This is a genomic window from Xanthomonas euroxanthea (genome assembly GCF_903989455.1).
Taxonomy (GTDB): domain Bacteria; phylum Pseudomonadota; class Gammaproteobacteria; order Xanthomonadales; family Xanthomonadaceae; genus Xanthomonas; species Xanthomonas euroxanthea.
In genome coordinates this window covers 1,136,729-1,159,108 of sequence record NZ_LR861803.1, presented here as the reverse complement: position 1 = coordinate 1,159,108, position 22,380 = coordinate 1,136,729, and the positions used below count along the sequence as shown (strand labels likewise).

27 protein-coding genes are annotated in these 22,380 nt (G+C 63.6%); 6 read left to right on the top strand and 21 right to left on the bottom strand.

Annotation, left to right across the window (positions count from 1 at the left end; genetic code table 11):
* Window positions 1-97 precede the first annotated feature (97 nt).
* From H7A86_RS04920 to H7A86_RS04910, 3 genes are all read left to right on the top strand, one after another.
* Window positions 98-1,396 carry an MFS transporter gene (locus tag H7A86_RS04920; RefSeq protein ID WP_232099324.1) on the top strand — a complete coding sequence of 433 codons (1,299 nt, stop codon included), beginning with the start codon at window positions 98-100 and terminating at the stop codon, window positions 1,394-1,396.
* 1,054 nt (window positions 1,397-2,450) lie between these two features.
* Window positions 2,451-2,912 carry a cell wall hydrolase gene (locus H7A86_RS04915; protein ID WP_104582275.1) on the top strand — a complete coding sequence of 154 codons (462 nt, stop codon included), beginning with the start codon at window positions 2,451-2,453 and terminating at the stop codon, window positions 2,910-2,912.
* 63 nt (window positions 2,913-2,975) lie between these two features.
* Window positions 2,976-3,590 (top strand): glutathione S-transferase family protein, encoded by a 615-nt coding sequence (locus H7A86_RS04910; protein WP_119130814.1) that lies wholly within the window; start codon window positions 2,976-2,978, stop codon window positions 3,588-3,590.
* Window positions 3,591-3,781: 191 nt separating this feature from the next.
* On the opposite strand, the gene H7A86_RS04905 is transcribed toward H7A86_RS04910, so the two are convergent.
* On the bottom strand, window positions 3,782-4,768 hold the full coding sequence (locus tag H7A86_RS04905; RefSeq protein ID WP_104582273.1) for a malate dehydrogenase: 987 nt from the start codon (window positions 4,766-4,768) through the stop codon (window positions 3,782-3,784).
* A 116-nt stretch (window positions 4,769-4,884) separates the two neighbouring features.
* Complete coding sequence (locus H7A86_RS04900; protein WP_016904578.1) at window positions 4,885-5,379, bottom strand: peptidylprolyl isomerase; 495 nt, start codon at window positions 5,377-5,379, stop codon at window positions 4,885-4,887.
* A 218-nt stretch (window positions 5,380-5,597) separates the two neighbouring features.
* Between H7A86_RS04900 and typA the strand changes: the two genes are divergently transcribed.
* The 3 genes from typA to H7A86_RS04885 all read left to right on the top strand — a co-directional run bounded on the left by typA (window position 5,598) and on the right by H7A86_RS04885 (window position 9,634).
* On the top strand, window positions 5,598-7,427 hold the full coding sequence (gene typA, locus H7A86_RS04895; RefSeq protein WP_104560414.1) for a translational GTPase TypA: 1,830 nt from the start codon (window positions 5,598-5,600) through the stop codon (window positions 7,425-7,427).
* Between the two features lie 70 nt (window positions 7,428-7,497).
* Window positions 7,498-7,917, top strand: coding sequence for a DUF2127 domain-containing protein (locus H7A86_RS04890; RefSeq protein WP_180708129.1), 420 nt, complete (start codon window positions 7,498-7,500; stop codon window positions 7,915-7,917).
* A gap of 106 nt (window positions 7,918-8,023) precedes the next feature.
* Window positions 8,024-9,634: an amidase gene (locus H7A86_RS04885; protein ID WP_180708128.1), complete on the top strand. Its 1,611-nt coding sequence runs from the start codon at window positions 8,024-8,026 to the stop codon at window positions 9,632-9,634.
* On the opposite strand, the gene H7A86_RS04880 is transcribed toward H7A86_RS04885, so the two are convergent.
* The 19 genes from H7A86_RS04880 to rplN form a co-directional block, all read right to left on the bottom strand.
* Window positions 9,624-10,751 carry a mechanosensitive ion channel family protein gene (locus tag H7A86_RS04880; RefSeq protein WP_104582270.1) on the bottom strand — a complete coding sequence of 376 codons (1,128 nt, stop codon included), beginning with the start codon at window positions 10,749-10,751 and terminating at the stop codon, window positions 9,624-9,626. The genes H7A86_RS04885 and H7A86_RS04880 overlap by 11 nt on opposite strands.
* An 85-nt stretch (window positions 10,752-10,836) precedes the next feature.
* Window positions 10,837-12,228 carry a class II 3-deoxy-7-phosphoheptulonate synthase gene (locus H7A86_RS04875; RefSeq protein ID WP_104582269.1) on the bottom strand — a complete coding sequence of 464 codons (1,392 nt, stop codon included), beginning with the start codon at window positions 12,226-12,228 and terminating at the stop codon, window positions 10,837-10,839.
* A 48-nt stretch (window positions 12,229-12,276) separates the two neighbouring features.
* A complete protein-coding gene (locus H7A86_RS04870; protein WP_115676249.1) occupies window positions 12,277-12,795 on the bottom strand; it encodes a disulfide bond formation protein B in 519 nt (172 codons plus the stop codon).
* Window positions 12,796-13,121: 326 nt separating this feature from the next.
* Window positions 13,122-13,505 carry a 50S ribosomal protein L17 gene (gene rplQ / locus H7A86_RS04865; RefSeq protein WP_003486665.1) on the bottom strand — a complete coding sequence of 128 codons (384 nt, stop codon included), beginning with the start codon at window positions 13,503-13,505 and terminating at the stop codon, window positions 13,122-13,124.
* A 180-nt stretch (window positions 13,506-13,685) separates the two neighbouring features.
* The gene (locus H7A86_RS04860; protein ID WP_002811635.1) at window positions 13,686-14,684 is read right to left on the bottom strand and encodes a DNA-directed RNA polymerase subunit alpha; all 999 of its coding nucleotides are present in this window, start codon (window positions 14,682-14,684) and stop codon (window positions 13,686-13,688) included.
* A 53-nt stretch (window positions 14,685-14,737) separates the two neighbouring features.
* Window positions 14,738-15,364: a 30S ribosomal protein S4 gene (gene rpsD, locus H7A86_RS04855; RefSeq protein ID WP_002811641.1), complete on the bottom strand. Its 627-nt coding sequence runs from the start codon at window positions 15,362-15,364 to the stop codon at window positions 14,738-14,740.
* 15 nt (window positions 15,365-15,379) lie between these two features.
* Window positions 15,380-15,772, bottom strand: a complete 393-nt coding sequence (rpsK, locus tag H7A86_RS04850; protein WP_003486671.1) for a 30S ribosomal protein S11 — start codon at window positions 15,770-15,772, stop codon at window positions 15,380-15,382.
* A gap of 10 nt (window positions 15,773-15,782) precedes the next feature.
* Window positions 15,783-16,139 (bottom strand): 30S ribosomal protein S13, encoded by a 357-nt coding sequence (gene rpsM / locus H7A86_RS04845; RefSeq protein WP_003486672.1) that lies wholly within the window; start codon window positions 16,137-16,139, stop codon window positions 15,783-15,785.
* Window positions 16,140-16,488: 349 nt separating this feature from the next.
* The gene (gene secY, locus H7A86_RS04840; protein ID WP_016900648.1) at window positions 16,489-17,856 is read right to left on the bottom strand and encodes a preprotein translocase subunit SecY; all 1,368 of its coding nucleotides are present in this window, start codon (window positions 17,854-17,856) and stop codon (window positions 16,489-16,491) included.
* A gap of 7 nt (window positions 17,857-17,863) precedes the next feature.
* A complete protein-coding gene (gene rplO, locus H7A86_RS04835; protein WP_016900650.1) occupies window positions 17,864-18,307 on the bottom strand; it encodes a 50S ribosomal protein L15 in 444 nt (147 codons plus the stop codon).
* A gap of 4 nt (window positions 18,308-18,311) precedes the next feature.
* Window positions 18,312-18,503: a 50S ribosomal protein L30 gene (gene rpmD / locus H7A86_RS04830; protein WP_104582267.1), complete on the bottom strand. Its 192-nt coding sequence runs from the start codon at window positions 18,501-18,503 to the stop codon at window positions 18,312-18,314.
* Window positions 18,496-19,038 (bottom strand): 30S ribosomal protein S5, encoded by a 543-nt coding sequence (rpsE, locus tag H7A86_RS04825; protein WP_003486682.1) that lies wholly within the window; start codon window positions 19,036-19,038, stop codon window positions 18,496-18,498. Before rpsE ends, rpmD begins: the two co-directional genes overlap by 8 nt.
* Window positions 19,039-19,196: 158 nt before the next feature.
* Window positions 19,197-19,556: a 50S ribosomal protein L18 gene (gene rplR, locus H7A86_RS04820; protein ID WP_016900655.1), complete on the bottom strand. Its 360-nt coding sequence runs from the start codon at window positions 19,554-19,556 to the stop codon at window positions 19,197-19,199.
* Window positions 19,557-19,644: 88 nt separating this feature from the next.
* The gene (rplF, locus tag H7A86_RS04815) at window positions 19,645-20,172 is read right to left on the bottom strand and encodes a 50S ribosomal protein L6 (protein WP_104608441.1); all 528 of its coding nucleotides are present in this window, start codon (window positions 20,170-20,172) and stop codon (window positions 19,645-19,647) included.
* Window positions 20,173-20,187: 15 nt separating this feature from the next.
* Complete coding sequence (rpsH, locus tag H7A86_RS04810) at window positions 20,188-20,586, bottom strand: 30S ribosomal protein S8 (protein WP_010371096.1); 399 nt, start codon at window positions 20,584-20,586, stop codon at window positions 20,188-20,190.
* Between the two features lie 205 nt (window positions 20,587-20,791).
* Window positions 20,792-21,097, bottom strand: coding sequence for a 30S ribosomal protein S14 (gene rpsN, locus H7A86_RS04805; RefSeq protein WP_005917137.1), 306 nt, complete (start codon window positions 21,095-21,097; stop codon window positions 20,792-20,794).
* An 18-nt stretch (window positions 21,098-21,115) separates the two neighbouring features.
* Complete coding sequence (gene rplE / locus H7A86_RS04800) at window positions 21,116-21,658, bottom strand: 50S ribosomal protein L5 (protein ID WP_010371090.1); 543 nt, start codon at window positions 21,656-21,658, stop codon at window positions 21,116-21,118.
* An 11-nt stretch (window positions 21,659-21,669) separates the two neighbouring features.
* Window positions 21,670-21,987 carry a 50S ribosomal protein L24 gene (gene rplX / locus H7A86_RS04795; RefSeq protein ID WP_003486696.1) on the bottom strand — a complete coding sequence of 106 codons (318 nt, stop codon included), beginning with the start codon at window positions 21,985-21,987 and terminating at the stop codon, window positions 21,670-21,672.
* Window positions 21,988-22,002: 15 nt separating this feature from the next.
* On the bottom strand, window positions 22,003-22,371 hold the full coding sequence (gene rplN / locus H7A86_RS04790) for a 50S ribosomal protein L14 (protein ID WP_003486699.1): 369 nt from the start codon (window positions 22,369-22,371) through the stop codon (window positions 22,003-22,005).
* Between the last annotated feature and the right edge of the window lie 9 nt (window positions 22,372-22,380).

Below are 22,380 nucleotides of genomic sequence, written 5' to 3'. Positions count from 1 at the left end.
TCGCGCCAGGCGGTACAAGCGCCACCGATTGGCGCGGCACCGGTAGATTCTTTTTCCTGTCGTGCAGCTCGGCTATAAACCGGCGATGCGCTCCACCCTGACTGCACCGCCCCACATGCTGCCGCCGGCAGCATTGCGGGCCTATGTTGCGGCGCATTTCGGCAAAAGCCTGCTGTGGTACACCGGCGAATTGCTGCTGATTTTTGCGTTGACCGAATACGTTGGATTGAGCGCGGTGGCGGCTGGCGCGTCGGTCGCCGGCGGATTGGTGATCAGTGCAGTGATGGGCATGGTCGCCGCGCGACGCTGGAGTGCCCACGCCAGCCTGGCCTGGGCCGGGCGTTCGCAATGGCGTGGCATTGCGTTGGCAGCCCTCGCCCTGGCACTGGTGTTCGTGACGCCAGCGCTTCCTGCCGGTGCCAGGCTGATCAGCGTGTTGCTGCTCAGCCTGCCCTTCCGCGCGGCCTATGCGATCGGCGACGTGGCACAGAACACCTTGTTGGGGTTGGGCCACTGGCCCTGGCGCGGTGCGCGCGGCGTCAGTGCGCTGCGCCTGATCGGCAGCGGGCTGGCCGCGCTATCGGTCAGCGCAGCGATCGGCCTGGTGCTGAAGGCTGGGGCATATGCCGGCGCATCGACAGCGTTGATGGTCGTCGCGCTGGTCAGCAGCATCGCACTGCTGTCGGCATGGTGGTTACGCAACACGCTGCAGCCTTACGCGCACGCAGTTGCCGCCGCTCCGTTACCGCCAGCCACGTCGGAGTGGCAGCGCAATCAGTTGCTGCCCGTGGCGGTCATCGCAGCACTGGCGTTGGCGTTGCCGACGTTCACCAAATTGGCGCCGTATCTGGCGCAATCGCGCATCGGCTCGGCCGGATGGGGCAGCGCGGTGTTGATTGCGTACGCGTTGGGCAGCGTCTGCATACAGCCCTTGGCAGCGCGTTGGCCGACCGTGGCGCTGCGTCGATTGGGCCTGAGTGGAGTTGCACTGTCCGGGCTGGGGTTGATCTTTGCCATCACCATGGCTCGACACTGCGTGCTGGATGCCGGCCTGGCCTTCGGCATGGGTGTGGCGGCGGGAAGTGCCGGGCAATGGGTCTGGGCGCGCCACGCAGAACTCGCCTCGCGCCATGGCCCCGCACGGCAGGCCCGCGCATGTGCCGCACTCACTGCGACAGCCCAACTCGCACTGGCGGCCGGCAGTGGCGTGATCGGACTGCTGCTGAACGTCTCCGGCTATCCGCATGGGCACGCTGCGCAGCTGGCGTGGGCGATGGCCCTGGGGCCGATACTCTGCGGCGTGTCATGCATACTGATCGCCTGGATCGGCAGCGCGTTGGCGAGGTCTGAAAAACGCAGACCTGTTGCAACAGCGCTGCCAACAAGTCAGGCATGAAATCCCGATTAGGCCACAATAACGTAACGCTTACGCGCAAGGTGCTGTGCCGACCGCAATCACGTGCTTCGGCGATCGCCATGCACGTCTGCACGCTTGCAGGTTCTGCAGGTTCTTTTTTTTCATCAAGTCGAACTTGATGCGCGTGGTTCAACGTGCCTAGTTCTTCTGGAAATAAACAGTGCGCGTACGCAAGGCGGCAGCAAGCGCACGATGCAGTCGCAATATCGTCAACGACGATGCGCCGCTTCCACCGTCAAGAAATCGTGCGACGGGGTCTGGCGATTTCGGCGGCATATCTGAGTGCTGCCACTGCGGCGCATCCTTGCGTGATGCAGGTGCAGGCGTGGCGAGCGACCTGGGGATGCGATGCGACAGCAATAGCTGTCATGACGCGTCGTGGATACCCATCCCCATCAATTCGCATCGAACACGCCACCGCCTTCTCTGGCTTTAGCGACTGCAACATAGGGTTATACGCTGCATGAGCAATCGCACGATGCATGATCCCGGCAGCACGGCATCTGCACTGACAGTTCTTTCCTGCACCCTGCGTTCGCATGTGGATGTCCAACCGCTGCTGCGGCAAGACGCCGGCGTACAAGCACATTCATCAGTGACGATGATGTGTAGCGCACCATGCCGATGGCACTGCATGCGTAGCCTGCGCATGAGGCGTTGCGTGTCGCAAAAAACACGCAGACGCGCAACACCGCATGCGCATTGCGCCGATGTTGATTGCCACATCCGCTGTCGCCACCACGATGCGACGCACACGACGGATGCAGCGCGCTGTTGTGCTCGAGCCAAGCGGTAGATGTAGCAAGCACTCACACGCGTCAACCCCGCCTATTCAGCCGCGATTCTGTGATCGACGCCTACCTTGCGCCAACTTTTTGACCCACCGCATTTGGTGGGCACCTCCGGTAGATCCTTGTTTCGCCGGAGACCGGGCGACCCGTGGCAGGCCGCCTCCCCATGACGCCAAGCCCTCTGTACTGGTGCATCCACCTTGGATGCTCTGCGGATCGGCCCATACGGAGCAAGGAGTTCTATGAAACTGGTTTGGATACTTTGGCTGTCGCAGTTGTTGCCGCAGCCAGCTGCAGATTCGTTGTGCTTGAGCACCACCGTGTACCTGGAAGCGCGTGATCAGACCTTGCGCGGCCAGCAAGCCGTCGCGGAAGTTGCGTTGCGTCGCCTGGACAGCGGTTTGTGGGGCGATTCGATGTGCCAGGTGGTCACCGCGCGCAAGCAGTTCGCGCCCACCATCGTGGCCCCGGGAACGCAGCTGAAAAATGACGATGCCTGGAACAAGGCGCTGCATGTGGCGCTGGCTGCAGAGCGCAACTGGGCGCTACCGGTGGGTCAGCGCAAGGAAATCGTGCCGGGCGCCAGCCACTTTGCCGCAAGCGCGATCGCCAGCCCGAGCTGGCGCAATGCATACCAGGTGGCCACCATCGGCGACCACACGTTCTATCGCGTGCAGAAGCTGCGTCCGCGCACCGCATCCTGACGTCACCCGCGCACTCACGTGTTGCCGCTAAGCTTGCGTCTTCGTCTTTGTGCGGGAATTCTCATGAAGCTGTATACCAAGCCGGGCGCATGTTCGCTGGCAGATCACATCGTGCTGCGCTGGTCGGGGCTGCCCTTCGAGCTGGAAGTGGTCGACGCCGCCACGATGAAGTCGCCCGGGTATCTGCGCCTCAATCCGGCCGGGGCGGTGCCGTTGCTGGTCGTCGACGACTGGGCGCTGACCCAGAACGCGGCCATCCTGAACTACATCGCCGACGTTGCACCCCTCACCGGGCTGTCCGGCGATGGCAGCGCGCGCAGCCGTGCGGAAATCAATCGCTGGATCGCCTTCGCCAATGCCGATGTGCATCCGACCTTCAAGCCGATTTTCGGTAGTACCGCCTATCTGCAGGACGAGGCGCTGATTGCGCGCAGCCATGACGACGCACGCAACAAGCTGCGCGCCCTGTACGAACGTGTCGACGCGCATCTGCAGGGGCGCAACTGGCTGGCCGGCGACACCCACACCGGCGCCGATGCGTATCTGTTCGTGACGCTGCGATGGGCGCAGAAGGCGGGCGTGGACCTGAGCGGGCTGAGCGCCGTGGCTGCTTTCGTGCAGCGCATGCTCGACGATGCCGATGTGCAGGCCGCGCTAAAGGCCGAAGGCCTGGCCTGAGCCGAGCGCACCGCGTGATGTGATCGATGCGGCGGCAACGCGTATCGCATCGGCCTTGCAGGATCGATGGGCGTGATGGCGCGCTTCCCGCGCCACCGACCGGCGCATGTAACGCAACGCATCACGGAAGCGACGCATAAAAAAACGCCGGGCAGTGCCCGGCGTTTTTTTTTACTGCCAAGCCGGGAAACTCAGCCCAGCAGATGCGACACGCCGCTGCGCTCTTCTTCCAGCTCGGCCAGGGTCTTGTCGATGTACTTCTGGCTGAAGTCGTCGATCGGCAGATCCTTGACCAGGGTGTACTCGCCGTTTTCGGTGGTGACCGGGAAGCCGAAGATCACGCCTTCCGGAATGCCGTAGGAGCCGTCGGACGGCACGCCCATCGTCACCCACTTGCCATTGCTGCCCAGCACCCAATCACGCACGTGATCGATGGCGGCATTGGCGGCCGACGCTGCCGAGGACAGGCCGCGCGCTTCGATGATCGCCGCGCCGCGCTTGCCCACGGTCGGAATGAAGGTGGACGCATTCCATTCCTGGTCGTTGATCGCATCACCGATGGACGCACCATCGGCGGTGGCGAAACGGTAGTCCGGATACATGGTCGGGCTGTGGTTGCCCCACACCACCAGCTTCTCGATGCCGCCGACCGGCTTGCCGAGCTTCTGCGACAGCTGGCTGAGCGCACGGTTGTGGTCCAGACGCAGCATGGCGGTGAAGTTCTTCGGGTTCAGATCCGGCGCCGACTTCATTGCGATGTAGGCATTGGTGTTGGCAGGGTTGCCGACCACCAGCACCTTGACGTCACGCTTGGCCACCTTGTTCAACGCCGCGCCCTGCGCGGTGAAGATCTTGGCGTTCTCCAGCAGCAGGTCCTTGCGCTCCATGCCCGGGCCGCGCGGGCGCGCACCGACCAGCAGGGCGACATCGATGTCCTTGAACGCCACTTCGGCGTCGTCGGTGCCGACCACACCGGCCAGCAACGGGAATGCGCAGTCTTCCAGCTCCATGATCACGCCCTTGAGCGCGGCCTGGGCCTTTTCATTGGACAGTTCCAGCAATTGCAGGATCACCGGCTGATCCTTGCCCAGCATTTCGCCGGAGGCGATGCGGAACAGCAGGGCATAGCCGATCTGGCCGGCAGCGCCGGTCACGGCAACACGAACAGGTGCTTTCATGGGGAGTTTCCTCTGCTAAAAAACATGGGTGGAGGTGCACGCTGGCGTGGCGCGAGGCCTGGCGGCGCGCAGTGACAGACGAACGGCCGCACACGGCGGCCGTTCGGGAAAAGCCGTCAGGCGGCGAGGATCTTGTTCCACTCCGCGACGCGGTCGGCCTTGGCGGCCAGCACGGCGTCGGTATCGCCTTCGATCGTCACCTTGTTGATCACATCGCCCTGGGCGACGGCATCGACCACGTCCAGGCCCTGGGTGACCTTGCCGAACACGGTGTGCTTGCCGTCCAGCCACGGGGTGGCGGTGTGGGTGATGAAGAACTGGCTGCCGTTGGTGTTGGGGCCGGCATTGGCCATGGACAGCACGCCGCGCTCGTGGCCGACGCCGTTGTTGGCTTCATCCTCGAACCGGTAGCCCGGGCCGCCGCGGCCGGAACCTTCCGGGCAGCCGCCCTGGATCATGAAGTCGGCGATGACGCGGTGGAAGCTCAGGCCGTCGTAGAAGCCGCGCTGGACCAGGTTGACGAAGTTGGCGACGGTCAGCGGGGCCTTGTCGGCGAACAGCTCGACCACGATCGGGCCGCGGGTGGTATCGAAATGGGCGATCAGGGACATGGAAATCCTTGCAGGTTTCAGGGTGTATGACAGCCCATTAGAATACACCCGGCCGTGCAGGCGGCCGTGCAGGTTGGACCATCGTCGGGGGTCTCACAGCAAGCTGAATGGGCGTTTTGAACCGCTCGACGGCCGAACGCAACGGCACGGCAACGAAACCGCTATAATGTCGGGCTTACCTCATCTCAAGACTGGCGCCAGACAGGGGCCCTTTCCGCATGTCTATCGAAAAACTCCGCAATATCGCCATCGTCGCGCACGTCGACCATGGCAAGACCACCCTCGTCGACTGCCTGCTGAAGCAGTCCGGCACCCTGTCCGAGCGCACCGTGCTGGCTGAGCGCGTGATGGACAGCAACGACCAGGAAAAGGAGCGTGGCATCACGATCCTGGCCAAGAACACGGCCATCACCTGGAACGGCAACCGCATCAACATCGTCGACACCCCGGGACACGCCGACTTCGGTGGCGAGGTCGAGCGCGTGCTGTCGATGGTGGACTCGGTGCTGATCCTGGTCGACGCGATGGACGGCCCGATGCCGCAGACCCGCTTCGTGACCCAGAAGGCGTTTGCGATGGGCTTCAAGCCGATCGTGGTGGTCAACAAGATCGACCGTCCCGGCGCACGCCCGGACTGGGTGATCGACCAGGTGTTCGACCTGTTCGACAAGCTCGGCGCCACCGATGAGCAGCTGGACTTCCCGATCGTCTACACCTCGGCCCTGAACGGCTACGCCAGCCTGGATTCGAGCGTGCGCGACGGCGACATGACCCCGCTGTACGAAGCGATCATGCAGCACGTGTCGGCACCGGACGTGGATCCGGACGGCCCGTTCCAGATGCGCATCAGCCAGCTGGACTACAACAACTTCGTTGGCGTGATCGGCATCGGCCGCATCCAGCGCGGCGTGCTGAAGAAGAACATGCCGGTCAGCGTGATCGACCGCGAAGGCAAGAAGCGCCAGGGCAAGGTGCTGCAGGTGCTGGGCTTTTTGGGCCTGGAGCGCATCGAGCAGGACACCGCCGAGGCCGGCGACATCGTCGCCATCTCCGGCGTGGCCGAGCTGACCATTTCCGACACCGTGTGCGCGCTCGACGCGCCGGAAGCGCTGCCGGCGCTGACCGTGGACGAGCCCACCATCTCGATGACCTTCCAGGTCAACAACTCGCCGTTCGCCGGCAACAAGGACCTGTCCGGCGGCAAGTTCCTGACCAGCCGCCAGCTGCGCGACCGTCTGGACCGCGAGAAGGTGCACAACGTGGCACTGAAGGTCGAGGAAGGCTCCGACGCCGACAAGTTCCTGGTCTCCGGCCGTGGCGAGCTGCATCTGTCGGTGCTGATCGAGAACATGCGTCGTGAAGGCTACGAGCTGGCCGTGTCGCGTCCGGAAGTGATCATCAAGGAGATCGACGGCAAGCAGATGGAGCCGATCGAACAGCTCGTGGTGGACATTGAAGAACAGCACCAGGGCGGCGTGATGGAAAAGCTGGGCACCCGCAAGGGCCAGCTGAAGAACATGGAGCCGGACGGCAAGGGCCGCGTGCGCCTGGATTACATGATCCCGGCGCGTGGCCTGATCGGCTTCCAGAACGAGTTCCGCACCCTGACCCAGGGCTCGGGTCTGCTGTTCCACGTGTTTGACCATTACGGCCCGAAGGAACAGGGCGCCATCGCCAAGCGCCAGAACGGCGTGATGATCGCCAATGCCGCCGGCGCCACCCCTGCCTATGCACTGGGGCCGTTGGAAGAGCGTGGCCGTCTGTTCGCTGCAGAAGGCGACAACGTGTACGAAGGTCAGCTGATCGGTATCCACTCCAAGGACAACGATCTGACCGTCAACGCGATCAAGACCAAGCCGCTGACCAACATGCGCGCCTCGGGCAAGGACGATGCGATCAAACTGACCCCGGCGATCAAGTACACGCTGGAACAGGCGCTGGACTTCATCGAGGACGACGAGCTGGTCGAAGTCACCCCGAAGGAAATCCGCCTGCGCAAGAAGTTCCTCACCGAAAGCGACCGCAAGCGCGCTGGCCGTTCCGGCTAAGCACGACCGGTCCATCATCGTGCGCAACACGCCCTACAGCCCGGATCCGCGCGCGCATCCGGGACTGCATGTGATCGCCTTGCTGGAGACGGTCAAGGGGGCGCTTGCGCTGTTGGCGGCGACGGGCCTGGAAATTCTGGGCCCGCTCCCGCTGCAGAACGCGGTCAGCACGCTGATCCGCCGCTTCAATCTGGATCCCGACCACGGCGCACTGCCGTCGTTGCTCAAGACCATCAGCCCCGACGCCGTCCATCTGGCCGCAGCCGCAATGTTGGCCTACGGCCTGCTGCACGTCGTGGAAGCCTGGGGTCTGTGGCGTGCCAAGGCCTGGGCGTCGCTGCTGGGCTGCCTGTCGGCGGCCATCTATCTGCCTTTCGATATCTACGCCATCGTCCGCCATCCCGGCTGGACTGCCTGGGGCGTGCTGGCAATCAATCTGATCGTGGTCGGCGTGCTGGCACGCGACCTGATCAAGCGCCGGCGGCACTGACGCACCCTGCCCGTCTGCGGACACCTCATACACGTTGTCACCCCGACGCAGCGCCGTTAGCCTGCAAACAGTCCTCCGGGGAAGACCACCCATGCGATCCACCACCTTGTCCTTCGCGCTACTGCTGGCGCTGTGCGGCTGTGCGCATGCCGACGACGGCCTGGCGCCTGCCGATGCCCATGCAGCCGCTGCCAGGCAAGACGCTCTGAGCGATGCCGACGTCGTTGGCCTGCAGGCACGCATGGCGTCCGGCAAGACCAGCAGCCTGGATCTGACCCGCGCGTACCTGCGCCGCGTAGCGACCATCGATCGCGCCGGCCCCACCCTCAATGCGGTGATCGAACTCAACCCGCAAGCCGAAGCCGACGCACGCGCACTGGACGCCGAACGCCGCGCCGGCCATGTGCGCGGGCCCCTGCACGGCATTCCGGTGTTGCTCAAGGACAACATCGATGCGCTGCCGATGGTCAACAGCGCCGGTTCGCTGGCGCTTGCCGATTTCAGGCCAGGCCGCGACGCCTTTGTGGTGCAACGCCTGCGCACGGCCGGCGCAGTGATCCTGGGTAAGACCAACCTGAGCGAATGGGCCAATTTCCGCTCCACCAAGTCGAGTTCCGGCTGGAGTGCACGCGGTGGTCTGACCCGCAACCCTTACGCGCTGGATCGCAACCCCTGCGGCTCCAGCGCCGGCACCGGCGCGGCGATCGCCGCCAGCCTGGCCACCGTCGGTATCGGCACCGAGACCGACGGCAGCATCACCTGCCCGGCCTCGGTGAACGGTCTGGTCGGGCTCAAGCCGACCGTGGGCCTAGTCAGCCGCGATGGCATCATTCCAATCTCGGCCAGCCAGGACACCGCCGGCCCGATGACGCGCAGCGTCGCCGATGCTGCCGCCGTGCTGCAGGCGATCGCCGCGCCCGACCCGCAGGATCCGGCCACGCGCACTGCGCCTGCGCCCACCCCGAACTACCTGGCACACCTCAAGCCCGATGGCCTGCGCGGGGCGCGCCTGGGCCTGCTGCGCAATCCACTGCGCGAGGATCCCGCGATCGCCGCCACCTTGGACCGCGCCGTGCAGACCCTGCGCGCGGCCGGTGCCACCGTGATCGAAACCCGCCTGGTGACCGATGGCCAGTGGGATGCTGCCGAACAGACGGTCTTGCTGGTCGAGTTCAAGGCCGGCCTGAACGCGTATCTGCGCGGACACGCCGCCCCGGTGTCGAGCCTGGAACAGGTGATCGCCTTCAACCGCAGCCACGCGCAGCGCGAGATGCCCTACTTCGGGCAGGAACTGTTCGAGCAGGCACAGGCCGCGCCCGGGCTCGACGATGCCGCGTATCTCACCGCCCGCGCCACGGCCAAACGGCTGGCCGGGCCGGAAGGCATCGATGCCGCGTTGCAGGCCGATCGCCTGGATGCGCTGATCGTGCCCACCACCGGTGCCGCCTGGGTCACCGACCTGGTCAAGGGCGACACCTTTCCCGGTGCCGGCTACGGTGCGGCCGCGGTGGCCGGTTATCCCAGCCTGAGCGTGCCGATGGGCCAGACCCAGGGCCTGCCGCTGGGCCTGTTGTTCATGGGCAGCGCCTGGAGCGAGCCACGCCTGATCGAACTGGCCTACGCGTACGAGCAGCGCAGCAAGGCGCGGTTTGCGCCCAGCTATGCGCCAGCGGCACCAGGCGCGTCACCGGCAGCACCGCCTGCAGCTACACCGTAGTCGCAGGCTCGCCGTCTTCGGCACCGGGCGAGCGCACGCTCTCCGGGGCGATCGGCGCGGCGGCGCGCAGGGGCGGCTTTTCCTGCGCGGCGATTTCGGCACGGATTCTCGGCAAGGCGTACGGGTGCTCGCGGGTCAGGAAGTCGATCATGCGCTCGCGGCTGATGCAGCGCAGGTCGAACGCATCGCCGGAATTGCGCGCACTCACCAGCAGACGCACCTGGATCGTGCTCTCGCTGGTTTCGGTCACCTGGGTCACGCAGACCCGCCCATCCCAGAGCGGCTCGCTCTTGCAGATGCGCTCCAGCTCGGCACGCACCGCCGCGATCGGGGTGCGGTAGTCCAGCCACAGGAATGCGGTGCCGAGCAGGTCGGCGCTGCTGCGTGTCCAGTTCTGGAACGGGTTTTCGATGAACCAGGTGAGCGGCACCACCATCCGTCGCTCGTCCCAGATCCGCACCACCACGTACGAGCTGCCGATCTCCTCGATGCGGCCCCATTCGCCTTCCACGATCACCACATCGTCCAGCCGGATCGGCTGGGTCAGGGCGATCTGCAGGCCGGCGATCAGGTTGCCGAACACCGGCTTGGCCGCGATACCGGCCACCAGCCCGATGATGCCGGCCGAGGCCAGCAGCGTCTTGCCGATCTGGCGTACCTGTTCGAAGCCAAGCAGCACCACCGAGATGCCGAGCAGGATCACCGCGCCCATCACCACCCGGCTCAGCACGCGTGTCTGGGTCTGGATGCGCCGGGCGGTGAGGTTGTCGGACACCTCGATCGGATTGCTGCGCAGGATCGCCATCTCGCCAGCGGCGACCGCACGCACGAACAACCAGGTCACGCAACCGACGATGCCGACGTGCAGCAGGTGCTGTACCGCTGCCAGCGTCTTGCCGGCCAGTGGCGTCGCTTCGGTGGCGATGCCCAGAAACAGCAGCGGCAGGATGAAGGCAGCCGGCAACGTGACCACGCGGATGATGCGTGCGCGGCGGTAGTCGCGGCCCTGCATGCGGCGAAACAGCCACAGCATCAGCGACCAGGTGACGATGCCCGCCAGCAGCGAGGCACCAAGCGGGATTGCGTATTCGCGGATGACGTTCCAATCGGCAGTCAAACCGTTCCTCCTGTGGGGGGAAAGAGGGATGGCTGCAACAGCATGCCGCACGCGGCATGAGCATCACGTCATGCGCACGGGGACCTCACCCGCCCAGCGGCTGCGCCGCCACCTGCTGTTGCTTGCGCACGATTGCCATTGCGATTTCCAGCGACTGCTCGTAGTTCAGGCGTGGATCCACGCTGGACCGGTAGGCGCGTTCCAGATCGCGCTCGGTCAACTCGCGCGCGCCACCGGTACATTCGGTGACATCTTCGCCGGTGAGTTCCAGATGCACCCCGCCGAGCCGCGTCCCGGCTGCCGCGTGCAGATCGAACGACAACTCGACCTCGCTGCGGATATTGTCGAAACGGCGTGTCTTGTAGCCATTGCCGGTGCTTTCGGTATTGCCGTGCATCGCATCGCACACCCACAACACCCGACGCCCGTCGCGCCGGACCGCCTCCAGCAGCGGCGGCAACTTTTCGGCGATCTGCGCCGCCCCCATGCGGTGGATGAAGCTCAGGCGGCCAGGTTCGTCTTCCGGATTGAGCACATCGATCAGACGCAGCAGCTGATCCGGCTGCACCGACGGCCCCACCTTGATTGCAATCGGGTTGCGTACCCCACGCAGATATTCCACATGCGCGCCATCCAGCGCGGCGGTGCGCATGCCGATCCACGGGTAATGCGTGCTCAGGTTGAACCAGCCCCACTGACGCGGCACCTGGCGGGTCAGGCCCTCCTCGTACGGCAGCAACAACGCCTCGTGCGAGGTGTAGAAGTCGATGCGATTGAGGTTGTAGACCTCGGCGCCGGACAGGGTTTCCATGAAGCGCACCGCATCGCCGATCGACGCCACCATCTTCTGGTAGTCCGCAGCCAGCGGCGAATAGCCCACCCAGTCCAGATTCCAGTATTCGGGATGGTGCAGGTCGGCAAAGCCGCCGTCGATCAGGGCCCGCACGAAATTCATCGTCATCGCCGAGCGCGAATGCGCGGTGATCATGCGCTGCGGATCCGGCACGCGTGCCGCTTCTGTGAAGGCGGGTGCGTTGATCACATCGCCGCGGTAGCTCGGCAAGGTCACCCCATCGCGGGTCTCGGTATCGGCCGAGCGCGGCTTGGCGTACTGCCCGGCAAAGCGCCCGACCCGCACCACCGGCAGGTGCAGGCCGTGCACCAGCACCAGGCTCATTTGCAGCAGCACCTTCAGGCGATTGGAGATCGTGCCCGATTCGCAATCGCTGAAATTTTCGGCGCAATCTCCGCCCTGCAGCAGGAAGCGCTTGCCCTCCTGCGCCTCGGCCAGCTGGCGCTTGAGCGCGAAGATTTCCCAGGAGGTCACCAGCGGCGGCAACTGCCGCAACTCACCCAGGGTGTGCTCCAACGCAACGGCATCCGGGTACACCGGCATCTGCAGCGCCGGCCGCTGCCGCCAACTCTGCGGCGACCACTGGTCTGCCTGGTTGACGGACGAATGAGGGGAAGCGGACATCGTGAACTCCAGAAAGCGTGGGCGCCGGCCAGTGCCGGAACGGAACGATCAGAACAGTTTGCGCGGACCACGCTGCCTGAACCCGGCATACAGCGCCCACAGTGCCAGGCCCACGAACCAGAGCATGCTCCACATCGGCATGCTCAGGCCCAGGAAGCGCCAATCGATGTTGCCGCAGTCGCCGGTGCCGGTCAGTACCGTGCGGAACACTTCGAACGGCCCCATCGTCTCGCTCAGGAAGCTCAACGGCGGCCCGCACGACGACATCATGTCCTTGGGCCGGATCTGCACCCAGACATGCCGCGCCGCGATGCCCATGCCCACACCGGCAGCGAGGAAACTCAGCACGCCATAGACCTTACGCGTGCCCGCGGCGCGCGGCCCATGCAACGCGCCCAGCAAAAACAACACCGCCAGCGCCGCAAAGGCGATCCGCTGGAAGATGCAGAGCGGGCATGGCTCCAGACCAAGATGCAGCTGCACATAGATCGCATAGGCAAGCAATCCTGCGCATCCAAGAAAGCCCAGCAAAAACTGCGCCCGGAAACCCCAACGAAATGGATTCATCGCTACCGCTTGCCTAGGACCGAATGTCCGATTATCAGCCATCGCCGCCGCGGTGACCACGGATGCCTGCATCGGGCAGGTTGCAGCGCGAAGTCCCGTCCAGCCATGCCTATCGCCCGCCACGCGCCACCCTGCATGCTGGCGATGCAACCCTGACGCAGCCACCGTCGCAGCAGGCTGCTTGGCGATGGTTGAACCCTGCAGGTCGCTGCACTGCATTGCGGCTGTAACACCGACGCCAAGGCGACAGACCCGGCTCGGGGGCCTGCAATGAAAAAGCCCGGCGCTAGCCGGGCTTTTCAAGATCCTTGCGAAGGGCGAACCGATTACTCGGCCACTTCCTCGGCGACGACCGGACGGTCGACCAGCTCGACATACGCCATCGGCGCATTGTCACCGGCACGGAAGCCGGCCTTCAGGATGCGCAGGTAGCCGCCGGGACGGGTCGCATAACGCGGGCCCAGTTCGACGAACAGCTTGCCCACGGCTTCCTTGTCGCGCAGGCGGGCAAACGCCAGACGACGGTTGGCAACGCCATCGACCTTGCCGATGGTGATCAGCGGCTCGGCGACGCGACGCAGTTCCTTGGCCTTCGGCAAGGTGGTCTTGATCAGCTCGTGCTTGAACAGCGAGGCGGCCATATTGCGGAACATGGCTTCGCGGTGCGCGCTGGTGCGGTTGAACTTACGGCCAGATTTCTGGTGACGCATGAGTGTGATTTCCTAAGGAATGTTGAGACTGCTTTGAGAGACGTTGTCGCCATCCTGGCGCTGTTGAATGGACTGCGGTTGGTCCGAGCCGGCCGTCCTTTGACCGGATGTCACCGCGGGCTTTGGCCCGTCGATGTAAAAACAGCATGGGCGCCCGAAGACGCCCATGCGGGTGATGCATTAACCAAGCATGCCGTGCTGGGCGACACCGGCCGGCGGCCAGTTCTCCAGCTTCATGCCCAGTGCAAGGCCGCGCTGTGCCAGCACTTCCTTGATTTCGGTCAGCGACTTCTTGCCAAGATTCGGGGTCTTGAGCAGTTCCACTTCGGTCTTCTGGATCAGATCGCCGATGTAGTAGATGCTCTCGGCCTTCAGGCAGTTGGCCGAACGCACGGTCAGCTCGAGGTCGTCGATCGGGCGCAGCAGCACCGGATCCACGCCGCTGGCAGCCGGCTTGGCCGCACCGCGATCGCGGTGGGTGAAATCGCCGAACACCGACAGCTGATCGCTGAGGATGTCGGCGGCGGTGCGCACGGCTTCCTCGGCATCGATCGTGCCGTTGGTCTCGATATCGATCACCAGCTTGTCGAGGTCGGTGCGCTGTTCAACGCGCGCAGCTTCCACGGCATAGGCAACGCGACGCACCGGCGAGAACGACGCATCCAGCATCAGACGACCGATGGTGCGGGTCTCTTCGTCCGGACGACGACGCGCGGCAGCCGGCTGATAGCCGAAACCACGCTCGATCTTCAGGCGCATGTTCAGCGCCGTGTCCTTGGTCAGGTGGCAGATCACGTGGTCGCCGTTGATGATCTCGACGTTGTGATCGGTCCTGATGTCGGCCGCAGTGACCGTACCCGGACCCTGCTTGGACAACGACAGCGTCGCGCTGTCGCCACTATGCATACGAATCGCCACGTCTTTCAGGTTGAGCAGGACGTCAAGCACGTCTTCCTGCAGCCCTTCGACCGTGGTGTACTCGTGCAGCACGCCGTCGATCTCGACCTCGGTGATCGCAAAACCCGGGATCGACGACAACAGCACACGACGCAGGGCATTGCCCAGCGTGTGCCCGTAACCGCGCTCCAAGGGCTCGATCACGACCTTTGCGCGATTGTCGGTAAGACGTTCGATCTGCGGACCACGGGGGCGCAGAACCTGGTTGGCGGTAACCGTCATGTTGCGGGGTCTCCTGCGAACCTCCGGCGGTGCCGGAGGCTCTCCAATGTGAATTACTTCGAATACAACTCGACGATCAGCGCTTCGTTGATATCCGAAGGCAGGTCAGCGCGATCCGGAACGGCCTTGAACACGCCGCTGAACTTCTTCGAATCGACTTCGACCCACGACGGCGTCATGTCGTGCTGCTCAGCCACGGTCAGGGCTTCCTGCACGCGGAGCTGCTTCTGTGCCTTTTCCGACAGCGTGATCGCATCGCCAGCCTTGATCTGGTACGACGCCAGATTCACCGACTTGCCATTGACCAGCACGCCACGGTGCGACACCAGCTGGCGCGCGGCCGGACGGGTGACGGCAAAGCCCATGCGGTAGCAGACGTTGTCCAGACGGGTTTCCAGCAACTGCAGCAGGTTCTCGCCGGTGTTGCCCTTCTTGGTCGAGGCCTTCTTGTAGTAGTTGCGGAACTGGCGCTCCAGCAACCCGTAGATGCGCTTGACCTTCTGCTTCTCACGCAGCTGGGTAGCGTAGTCGGAGAGCTTGCCTTTGCGAGCCGCGCCGTGTTGGCCGGGCTTCTGCTCAAGCTTGCACTTGGAGTCCAGCGCACGCGCCGGGCTCTTGAGGGAAAGATCGGCGCCTTCGCGGCGGGCGAGCTTACAGGTAGGACCGATATAACGAGCCATTTCTTATCGCTCCCTTTAGACGCGACGCTTCTTCGGCGGACGGCACCCGTTGTGCGGGATTGGCGTCACGTCGATGATGTTGGTGATCTTGTAGCCCACGTTGTTCAACGAACGCACGGCCGACTCACGGCCCGGACCCGGACCCTTGATACGTACTTCCAGCGACTTCACGCCGTAGTCGAGCGCAGCGCGGCCAGCCTTTTCGGCGGCAACCTGAGCAGCGAACGGGGTCGACTTGCGCGAACCACGGAAGCCGGCGCCGCCGGACGTAGCCCACGACAGCGCATTGCCCTGGCGATCGGTGATGGTGACGATGGTGTTGTTGAACGAAGCGTGGACGTGGGCGACGCCATCAGTGATGACGCGCTTGATCTTCTTCTTCGTTTTCTTTTCTGCTGGCTTTGCCATGATCTATCCCTTACTTCCTGATCGCCTTGCGCGGACCCTTACGGGTGCGGGCGTTGGTACGGGTGCGCTGACCACGCAGCGGGAGACCACGGCGATGACGCAGACCGCGATAGCAGCCCAGGTCCATCAGTCGCTTGATCGCGATACCGATTTCGCGGCGCAGGTCGCCTTCGACGACATACTTGCCGACTTCGGCGCGCAGGCGCTCGATTTCGGGTTCGGACAGATCACGAATCTTCGTGGTCGAGGTAACGCCTGCGGATTCGCAGAGCTTCTTCGAACGGGTACGGCCGATGCCGTAGATGCTTTGCAACCCGACCCAGACGTGCTTCTGGGCTGGCAGGTTGACGCCTGCAATACGCGCCATGACGCGATTCTCCAACTGAGTGATGGCCCGACAGCGCCCAGGCGCCATCCGGCAGGATGGATCAAAAGTGAACTCGGAATTGTAGCAAGGCCTCGGATTGCTTTGAAGCCCGTGGAACCAAAAGTTCCATGGACCCGGCGTGGGGAGTGTGCCCTCGCTCCGGCGCCGGACGATGTTGATCCAGAAAACTTCTCCGAATCGCCTGTACTACTCCCGCACAGGACCACCTCGTCACACCCGCGCGCGAGACGTCGCGCGAGCCGCCCTTCTGATCGGAAGATCGTGGCCCGGGAACCAGGCCGTCTTCACGCAATGAAGATCTAGTGTACCACCTAACCGCCCGCGAGACTTAACTGCGCGCCAGACCGCCGCGCGAGCCACCCTTGAGGTTGGCCTTCTTCAGCAGGCTCTCGTACTGATGCGACATCAGATGCGCCTGGATCTGCGCAATGAAGTCCATCACCACCACCACGGCGATCAGCAACGACGTACCACCGAAGTGGAACGAGGTGCCCAGCTGCGTACGCATGATTTCCGGCAGCAGGCAGACGATCACCAGGTACAGCGAACCCGCTGCGGTCAGACGTGTCAGAACGCCGTCCACATAATCCGCCGTCGCCTTGCCAGGACGGATGCCTGGAATCAGCGCGCCCGACTTCTTGAGGTTGTCAGCGGTTTCCTGCGAGTTGAACACCAGCGCTGTGTAGAAGAACGCAAAGCCGATGATCAGTGCCGCAAACACCAGCATGTGCACCGGCTCGCCCGGCCCGAGCGCATTGGCGATCTTCTGCAGCCAGGAGCCCACGCCGCTGCCGGACGCCGCCTGACCGGACCACATCGACAGCGTCGCCGGGAAGGCGAGGATGCTGGAGGCGAAGATCGGCGGAATCACGCCTGCCATGTTGAGCTTCAGCGGCAGGAACGAGGTCTGGTTCATGTACGCATTGCGACCGCCCTGGCGGCGCGCGTAGTTGACCGTGATACGTCGCTGCCCGCGTTCGACGAACACCACAAACAGCGTGAAGGCCAGAATGGTGATGACGATCAGCAGCAGTGAAATGAAGCTTAGATTGCCTTCGCGGAAGGCCTCGACGGTCTGGATCGCCGCCGACGGAAGGCCTGCCACGATGCCGGCGAAGATGATCAGCGACACGCCGTTGCCGATGCCACGCTCGGTGACCTGCTCGCCCACCCACATCAGGAAGATGGTGCCGGCGGTCAGCGCGATCACTGCGGTGAGCACGAAGCCCATGCCCGGCGCATACACCACCGGAGCACCACCGGGCGCGGTCTGATTCTGCAGTGCCAGCGCGATACTACCGCCCTGCACCACTGCCAGAAGCACCGCACCGATGCGCGAATACTGGGTGATCTTGCGTCGGCCGGATTCGCCTTCCTTCTGCATCGCCTTGAGGGCGGGAAAGATGTGCGTGGCCAACTGGATCACGATCGATGCCGAGATGTACGGCATCACGTTCAACGCAAAAATACTGAAACGGTGCAGGGCGCCGCCCGAGAACATGTTGAACATGTCCACGATGCCGCCGCCCTGCGCCTGCATCAACGAAAGCATGGCATCGGGATTCACGCCAGGCACCGGCACATAGCAGCCGATGCGATAGACGATCAATGCCCCGAGGACGAACAGCAGCCGCTGGCGAAGTTCCGTGAACTTGCCGAGCCCGCCACCGAGGTTACCAATGCCAGCCTGCGCCATCTGCCGATTACTCCTCTACGCTGCCGCCGGCAGCTTCGATTGCTGCCTTGGCGCCTGCACTTGCAGCCACGCCCTTCAGCACGAACTTCTTGCTCAGCTCGCCCTTCAGCACGATCTTCGCCTTCTTGGCGCGGCTCGGGACCAGATTGGCCGCACGCAGCGCTGCAAAGTCGATCTCACCGGCTTCCAGCTTGTCCAGCTGGTAGGACAACACTTCGGCACTGTCACGCGCCATCTTGGAACGGAAACCGATCTTCGGCAGACGGCGCTGCATCGGGGTCTGGCCGCCTTCGAAGCCGGCCTTGATCTTGCCGCCGCCCTTGCGCGCGAACGAACCCTTGTGGCCGCGGCCACAGGTCTTGCCAAGGCCGGAGCCGATGCCACGGCCGACGCGGGTGCGCTCGGTGCGGGCGCCGTCGGCGGGCTTGAGGTCATTGAGATGCAAAGTCATGGGATTAGTCCTCAACCTTGACGAGGTAGTGAACGGTGTTGATCAGGCCGCGAACCTGCGGGCTGTCCTTCAGTTCACGCACATCGTTGAGCTTATTCAGGCCCAACGCACGCACCGACAGGCGGTGACGCGACTGGGTTCCACGCAGGCCACGCACCAGGCGCACCGTCACGGTCTTGTTGGTGTCCTTAGCCATGGTTGAGCTCCTCCACCTTCTTGCCGCGCTTGGCCGCAACACGCGCCGGCGACTGCACTTCCGACAGACCCTTCAGGGTTGCACGGACCAGGTTGATCGGGTTACGCGAACCAACCGCCTTGGCCAGCACGTTCTTGACGCCAACCGCTTCCAGCACAGCGCGCATGGCGCCGCCGGCGATGACGCCCGTACCTTCCGAGGCCGGCTGCATGTAGACGCGTGCCGCGCCATGGCCGGACTTGACGGCATGCCACAAGGTACCGTTGTTCAGATCGACGGTGGCCAGGTTCTTGCGCGCCTGCTCCATCGACTTCTGGATGGCGACCGGCACTTCGCGCGCCTTGCCATAACCGAAACCGACCTTGCCCAGACCATCGCCGACCACGGTCAGCGCGGTGAAGGTGAACTGGCGACCGCCCTTGACCGTCTTGCTGACGCGATTAACCGCGACCAGCTTTTCGATCATGCCATCGTCGACTTTCTCTTCGCGGTTACGGTCGCGATCACGACCCCGCGGTGCACGTTCTTCTGCCATCTTGATTCCTTGATTGATTGAGTATGTACGGCTCGAAGCCGCTTATGGTTGTGAAGTCACGCAGTGTTCCCGGCTCCGTTGCAAAAGAACGGGACGGTCCGGCATCTCCCTGCCGGCGGTATCGCGGACGTGACCGATGGCCACATCCGCGGCAGTGCTTAGAACTGCAGGCCGCCTTCGCGAGCTGCATCGGCCAGCGCCTTGATACGGCCATGGTAGCGATAGCCCGAGCGGTCGAACGCGACCTTCTCGATGCCCGCAGCCTTGGCGCGCTCGGCGATCAGCTTGCCGACCTTGACGGCCGCATCGCTGTTCTTGCCGTTCTTCAGGCCTTCCTTGACGTCGGCCTGCAGGGTGTTCGCCGCGGCGATCACCTTGGAACCGTCGGCGGTGAAGACCTGCGCATACAGATGCTGGCCGGTACGCAGCACCGACAGGCGAGCGACGCCCAGCTCACGGATGTGCGAACGGGTGGACTTGGCGCGACGCAGACGGGCGATGTTCTTGTTGATGCTCATGATATTTATCCTACGGAAGCTGAAGGGAAAGCGCGCTCCTATCAAAAGTCCGCACAGGGATGTGCGGGCTCTTGCGAGGGACTCGCCATTAAGCCTTCTTGGCTTCCTTGCGAATGATGACTTCACCGGCGTACTTCACACCCTTGCCCTTGTAGGGCTCCGGCGGACGGAAACCGCGAATCTTGGCGGCGACTTCGCCGACGCGCTGCTTGTCGGCGCCCTGGACCACGATCTCGGTCTGGGTCGGGGTCGACAGCGTGATGCCTTCCGGCGCCACGAACACCAGCGGATGCGAGAAACCGAGCGCCAGGCTCAGATCCTTGCCCTGCATGGCGGCGCGGTAACCGACGCCGACCAGCTCGAGCTTGCGCTCGAAGCCTTCGGACACACCCTTGACCATGTTGGCCAGGATGGCGCGCACGGTACCGGTGATGGCGATCTGCGACGGGTCATTGGCCGACAGCGTGGCAACGTCGCCGTCGATGGCGATTTCGACGCCAGTCGGCTTCGGCAGGGTCAGGGTGCCCTTCGGGCCCTTGACGCTGACCAGCTCGGGCTGGACGTTGAGTTCAACACCCTTCGGAAGGGAAACAGGCTTCTTGGCTACACGGGACATGATCGATTCCTTCCCTTAGGCCACGAAGCACAGGACTTCACCACCAACGCCGGCTTCGCGAGCCTGCGCATCGGTCATGATGCCCTTCGACGTGGAGATGATGGCGATACCCAGGCCACCCAGGACCTTGGGCAGCTCGGTCTTGCCGCGGTACTGGCGCAGACCCGAGCGCGAGAAACGCTTCAGGGTCTCGATGACCGGACGGCCTTCGAAATACTTCAGCACGATTTCCAGCTCCGACTTGTTGTTCTCGGTCGCTGTCACGCGCAGGTCGGTGATGTAACCCTCGTCCTTCAGGACCTGGGCGATCGCAACCTTGATCTTGGACGACGGCAATTTCACCGTCTGCTTACCAACCGCGGCCGCATTCTTGATGCGTACCAGCAGGTCGGCGATGGGATCAGTCATGCTCATATGAGTACCTTTGAGTGCACCGATATCCGCTTTCGCGAAAATCTTGTGTTTTCCTGGGGATGGGCCAGGACCCTTTACGCCATGCCGCGCCCATGCAGGCAAGACAGAAGCGGAAGTATACGACAAAAGAGCCCGACTTGCGTCGGACTCCCCTGTTGAACAGAACGATCCTGTTCAAGCCGGCCGCAAACGGCCGGCAATGCTGTTACCAGCTTGCCTTGCGCAGGCCCGGAACGTCACCGTTCATCGTGGCCTTGCGCAGCATGTTGCGACCCAGACCGAACTTGCGGTAGACACCGCGCGGACGGCCGGACAGCTCGCAACGGTTGCGGTGGCGGCTCGGCGACGAATCGCGCGGCAGCTTCTGCAACTTGGTCGACGCATCGATCTTCTCTTCGTAGGACGCATCCTGACTGGAGAGGATCTTCTTCAGCGCATCACGCTTGCCGGCGAATTTCTTCGCCAGCTTTGCACGCTTGATGTCGCGGTGGATCATGGAGGTCTTTGCCATTTCGGATGTCCTCGACGGTCAGTTACGGAACGGGAACTTGAACGCTGCCAGCAGCGCCTTCGCTTCCGCATCCGTCTTGGCGGTGGTGGTGATGGCGATATCCATACCGCGAATCGCGTCGACGGCGTCGAAGTCGATTTCCGGGAAGATGATCTGTTCCTTCACACCCATGTTGAAGTTGCCACGACCGTCAAAGGAGCGACCGGAAACACCACGGAAGTCGCGCACGCGCGGCAGCGAGATGTTGATCAGACGATCCAGAAACTCGTACATCTTGGCGCGACGCAAGGTGGTCTTGCAGCCGATCGGCCAACCGTCACGAATCTTGAAGGATGCGACCGAAACGCGCGACTTGGTGACCACCGGCTTCTGGCCGGAGATCTTGGACATGTCGGCGACCGCATTTTCCAGAATCTTCTTGTTGGTAGCCGCCTCGCCCACGCCCATGTTGAGCGTGACCTTGACCAGCTTCGGCACTTCCATCGGATTGGTGTAGCCGAATTCCTTCATCAGGGCCGGCACCACGTTTTCCTTGTAAAACTTTTCGAGACGAGTGTTCATGATCGCATTCCTCAGGCGTCGAGCGCCTCACCGCTGGAGCGGAACACACGCAATTTGCGTCCATCCTCCAGCACCTTGAAGCCAACGCGCTCGCCCTTGCCCGTTGCCGGGTTGACGATATTGACGTTGGAGATATGGATCGACGCTTCACGCTCGACCACGCCGCCGGCGACACCCGCCTGCGGGTTCGGCTTGGTGTGGCGCTTGATGACGTTGGCATTGGAGACGATCACGCGATCGCCGTCCACACGCACAACTTCACCCTGCTTACCCTTGTCCTTGCCGGTGTTGATGACGACCTGGTCGCCCTTCTTGATACGGTTAGCCATGTATATGTCCTCCGCTCACAGCACTTCGGGAGCGAGCGAGACGATCTTCATGAACTTCTCGGAACGCAGCTCGCGCGTCACCGGCCCGAAGATGCGGGTCCCGATCGGCTCCTGCTTATTGTTCAACAGCACAGCGGCGTTGCCATCGAAGCGGATCAGCGAACCGTCGGGACGGCGCACACCCTTGCGGGTACGCACCACGACGGCGTCGTAGACTTCGCCCTTCTTGACCTTGCCACGCGGAATGGCGTCCTTGACGGTCACCTTGATGATGTCGCCAATGTGTGCGTAGCGGCGCTTGGAGCCGCCCAGCACCTTGATGCACATCACTTCCTTGGCACCCGAATTGTCGGCGACATCGAGGTAGCTCTGCATCTGGATCATGATTCAGAT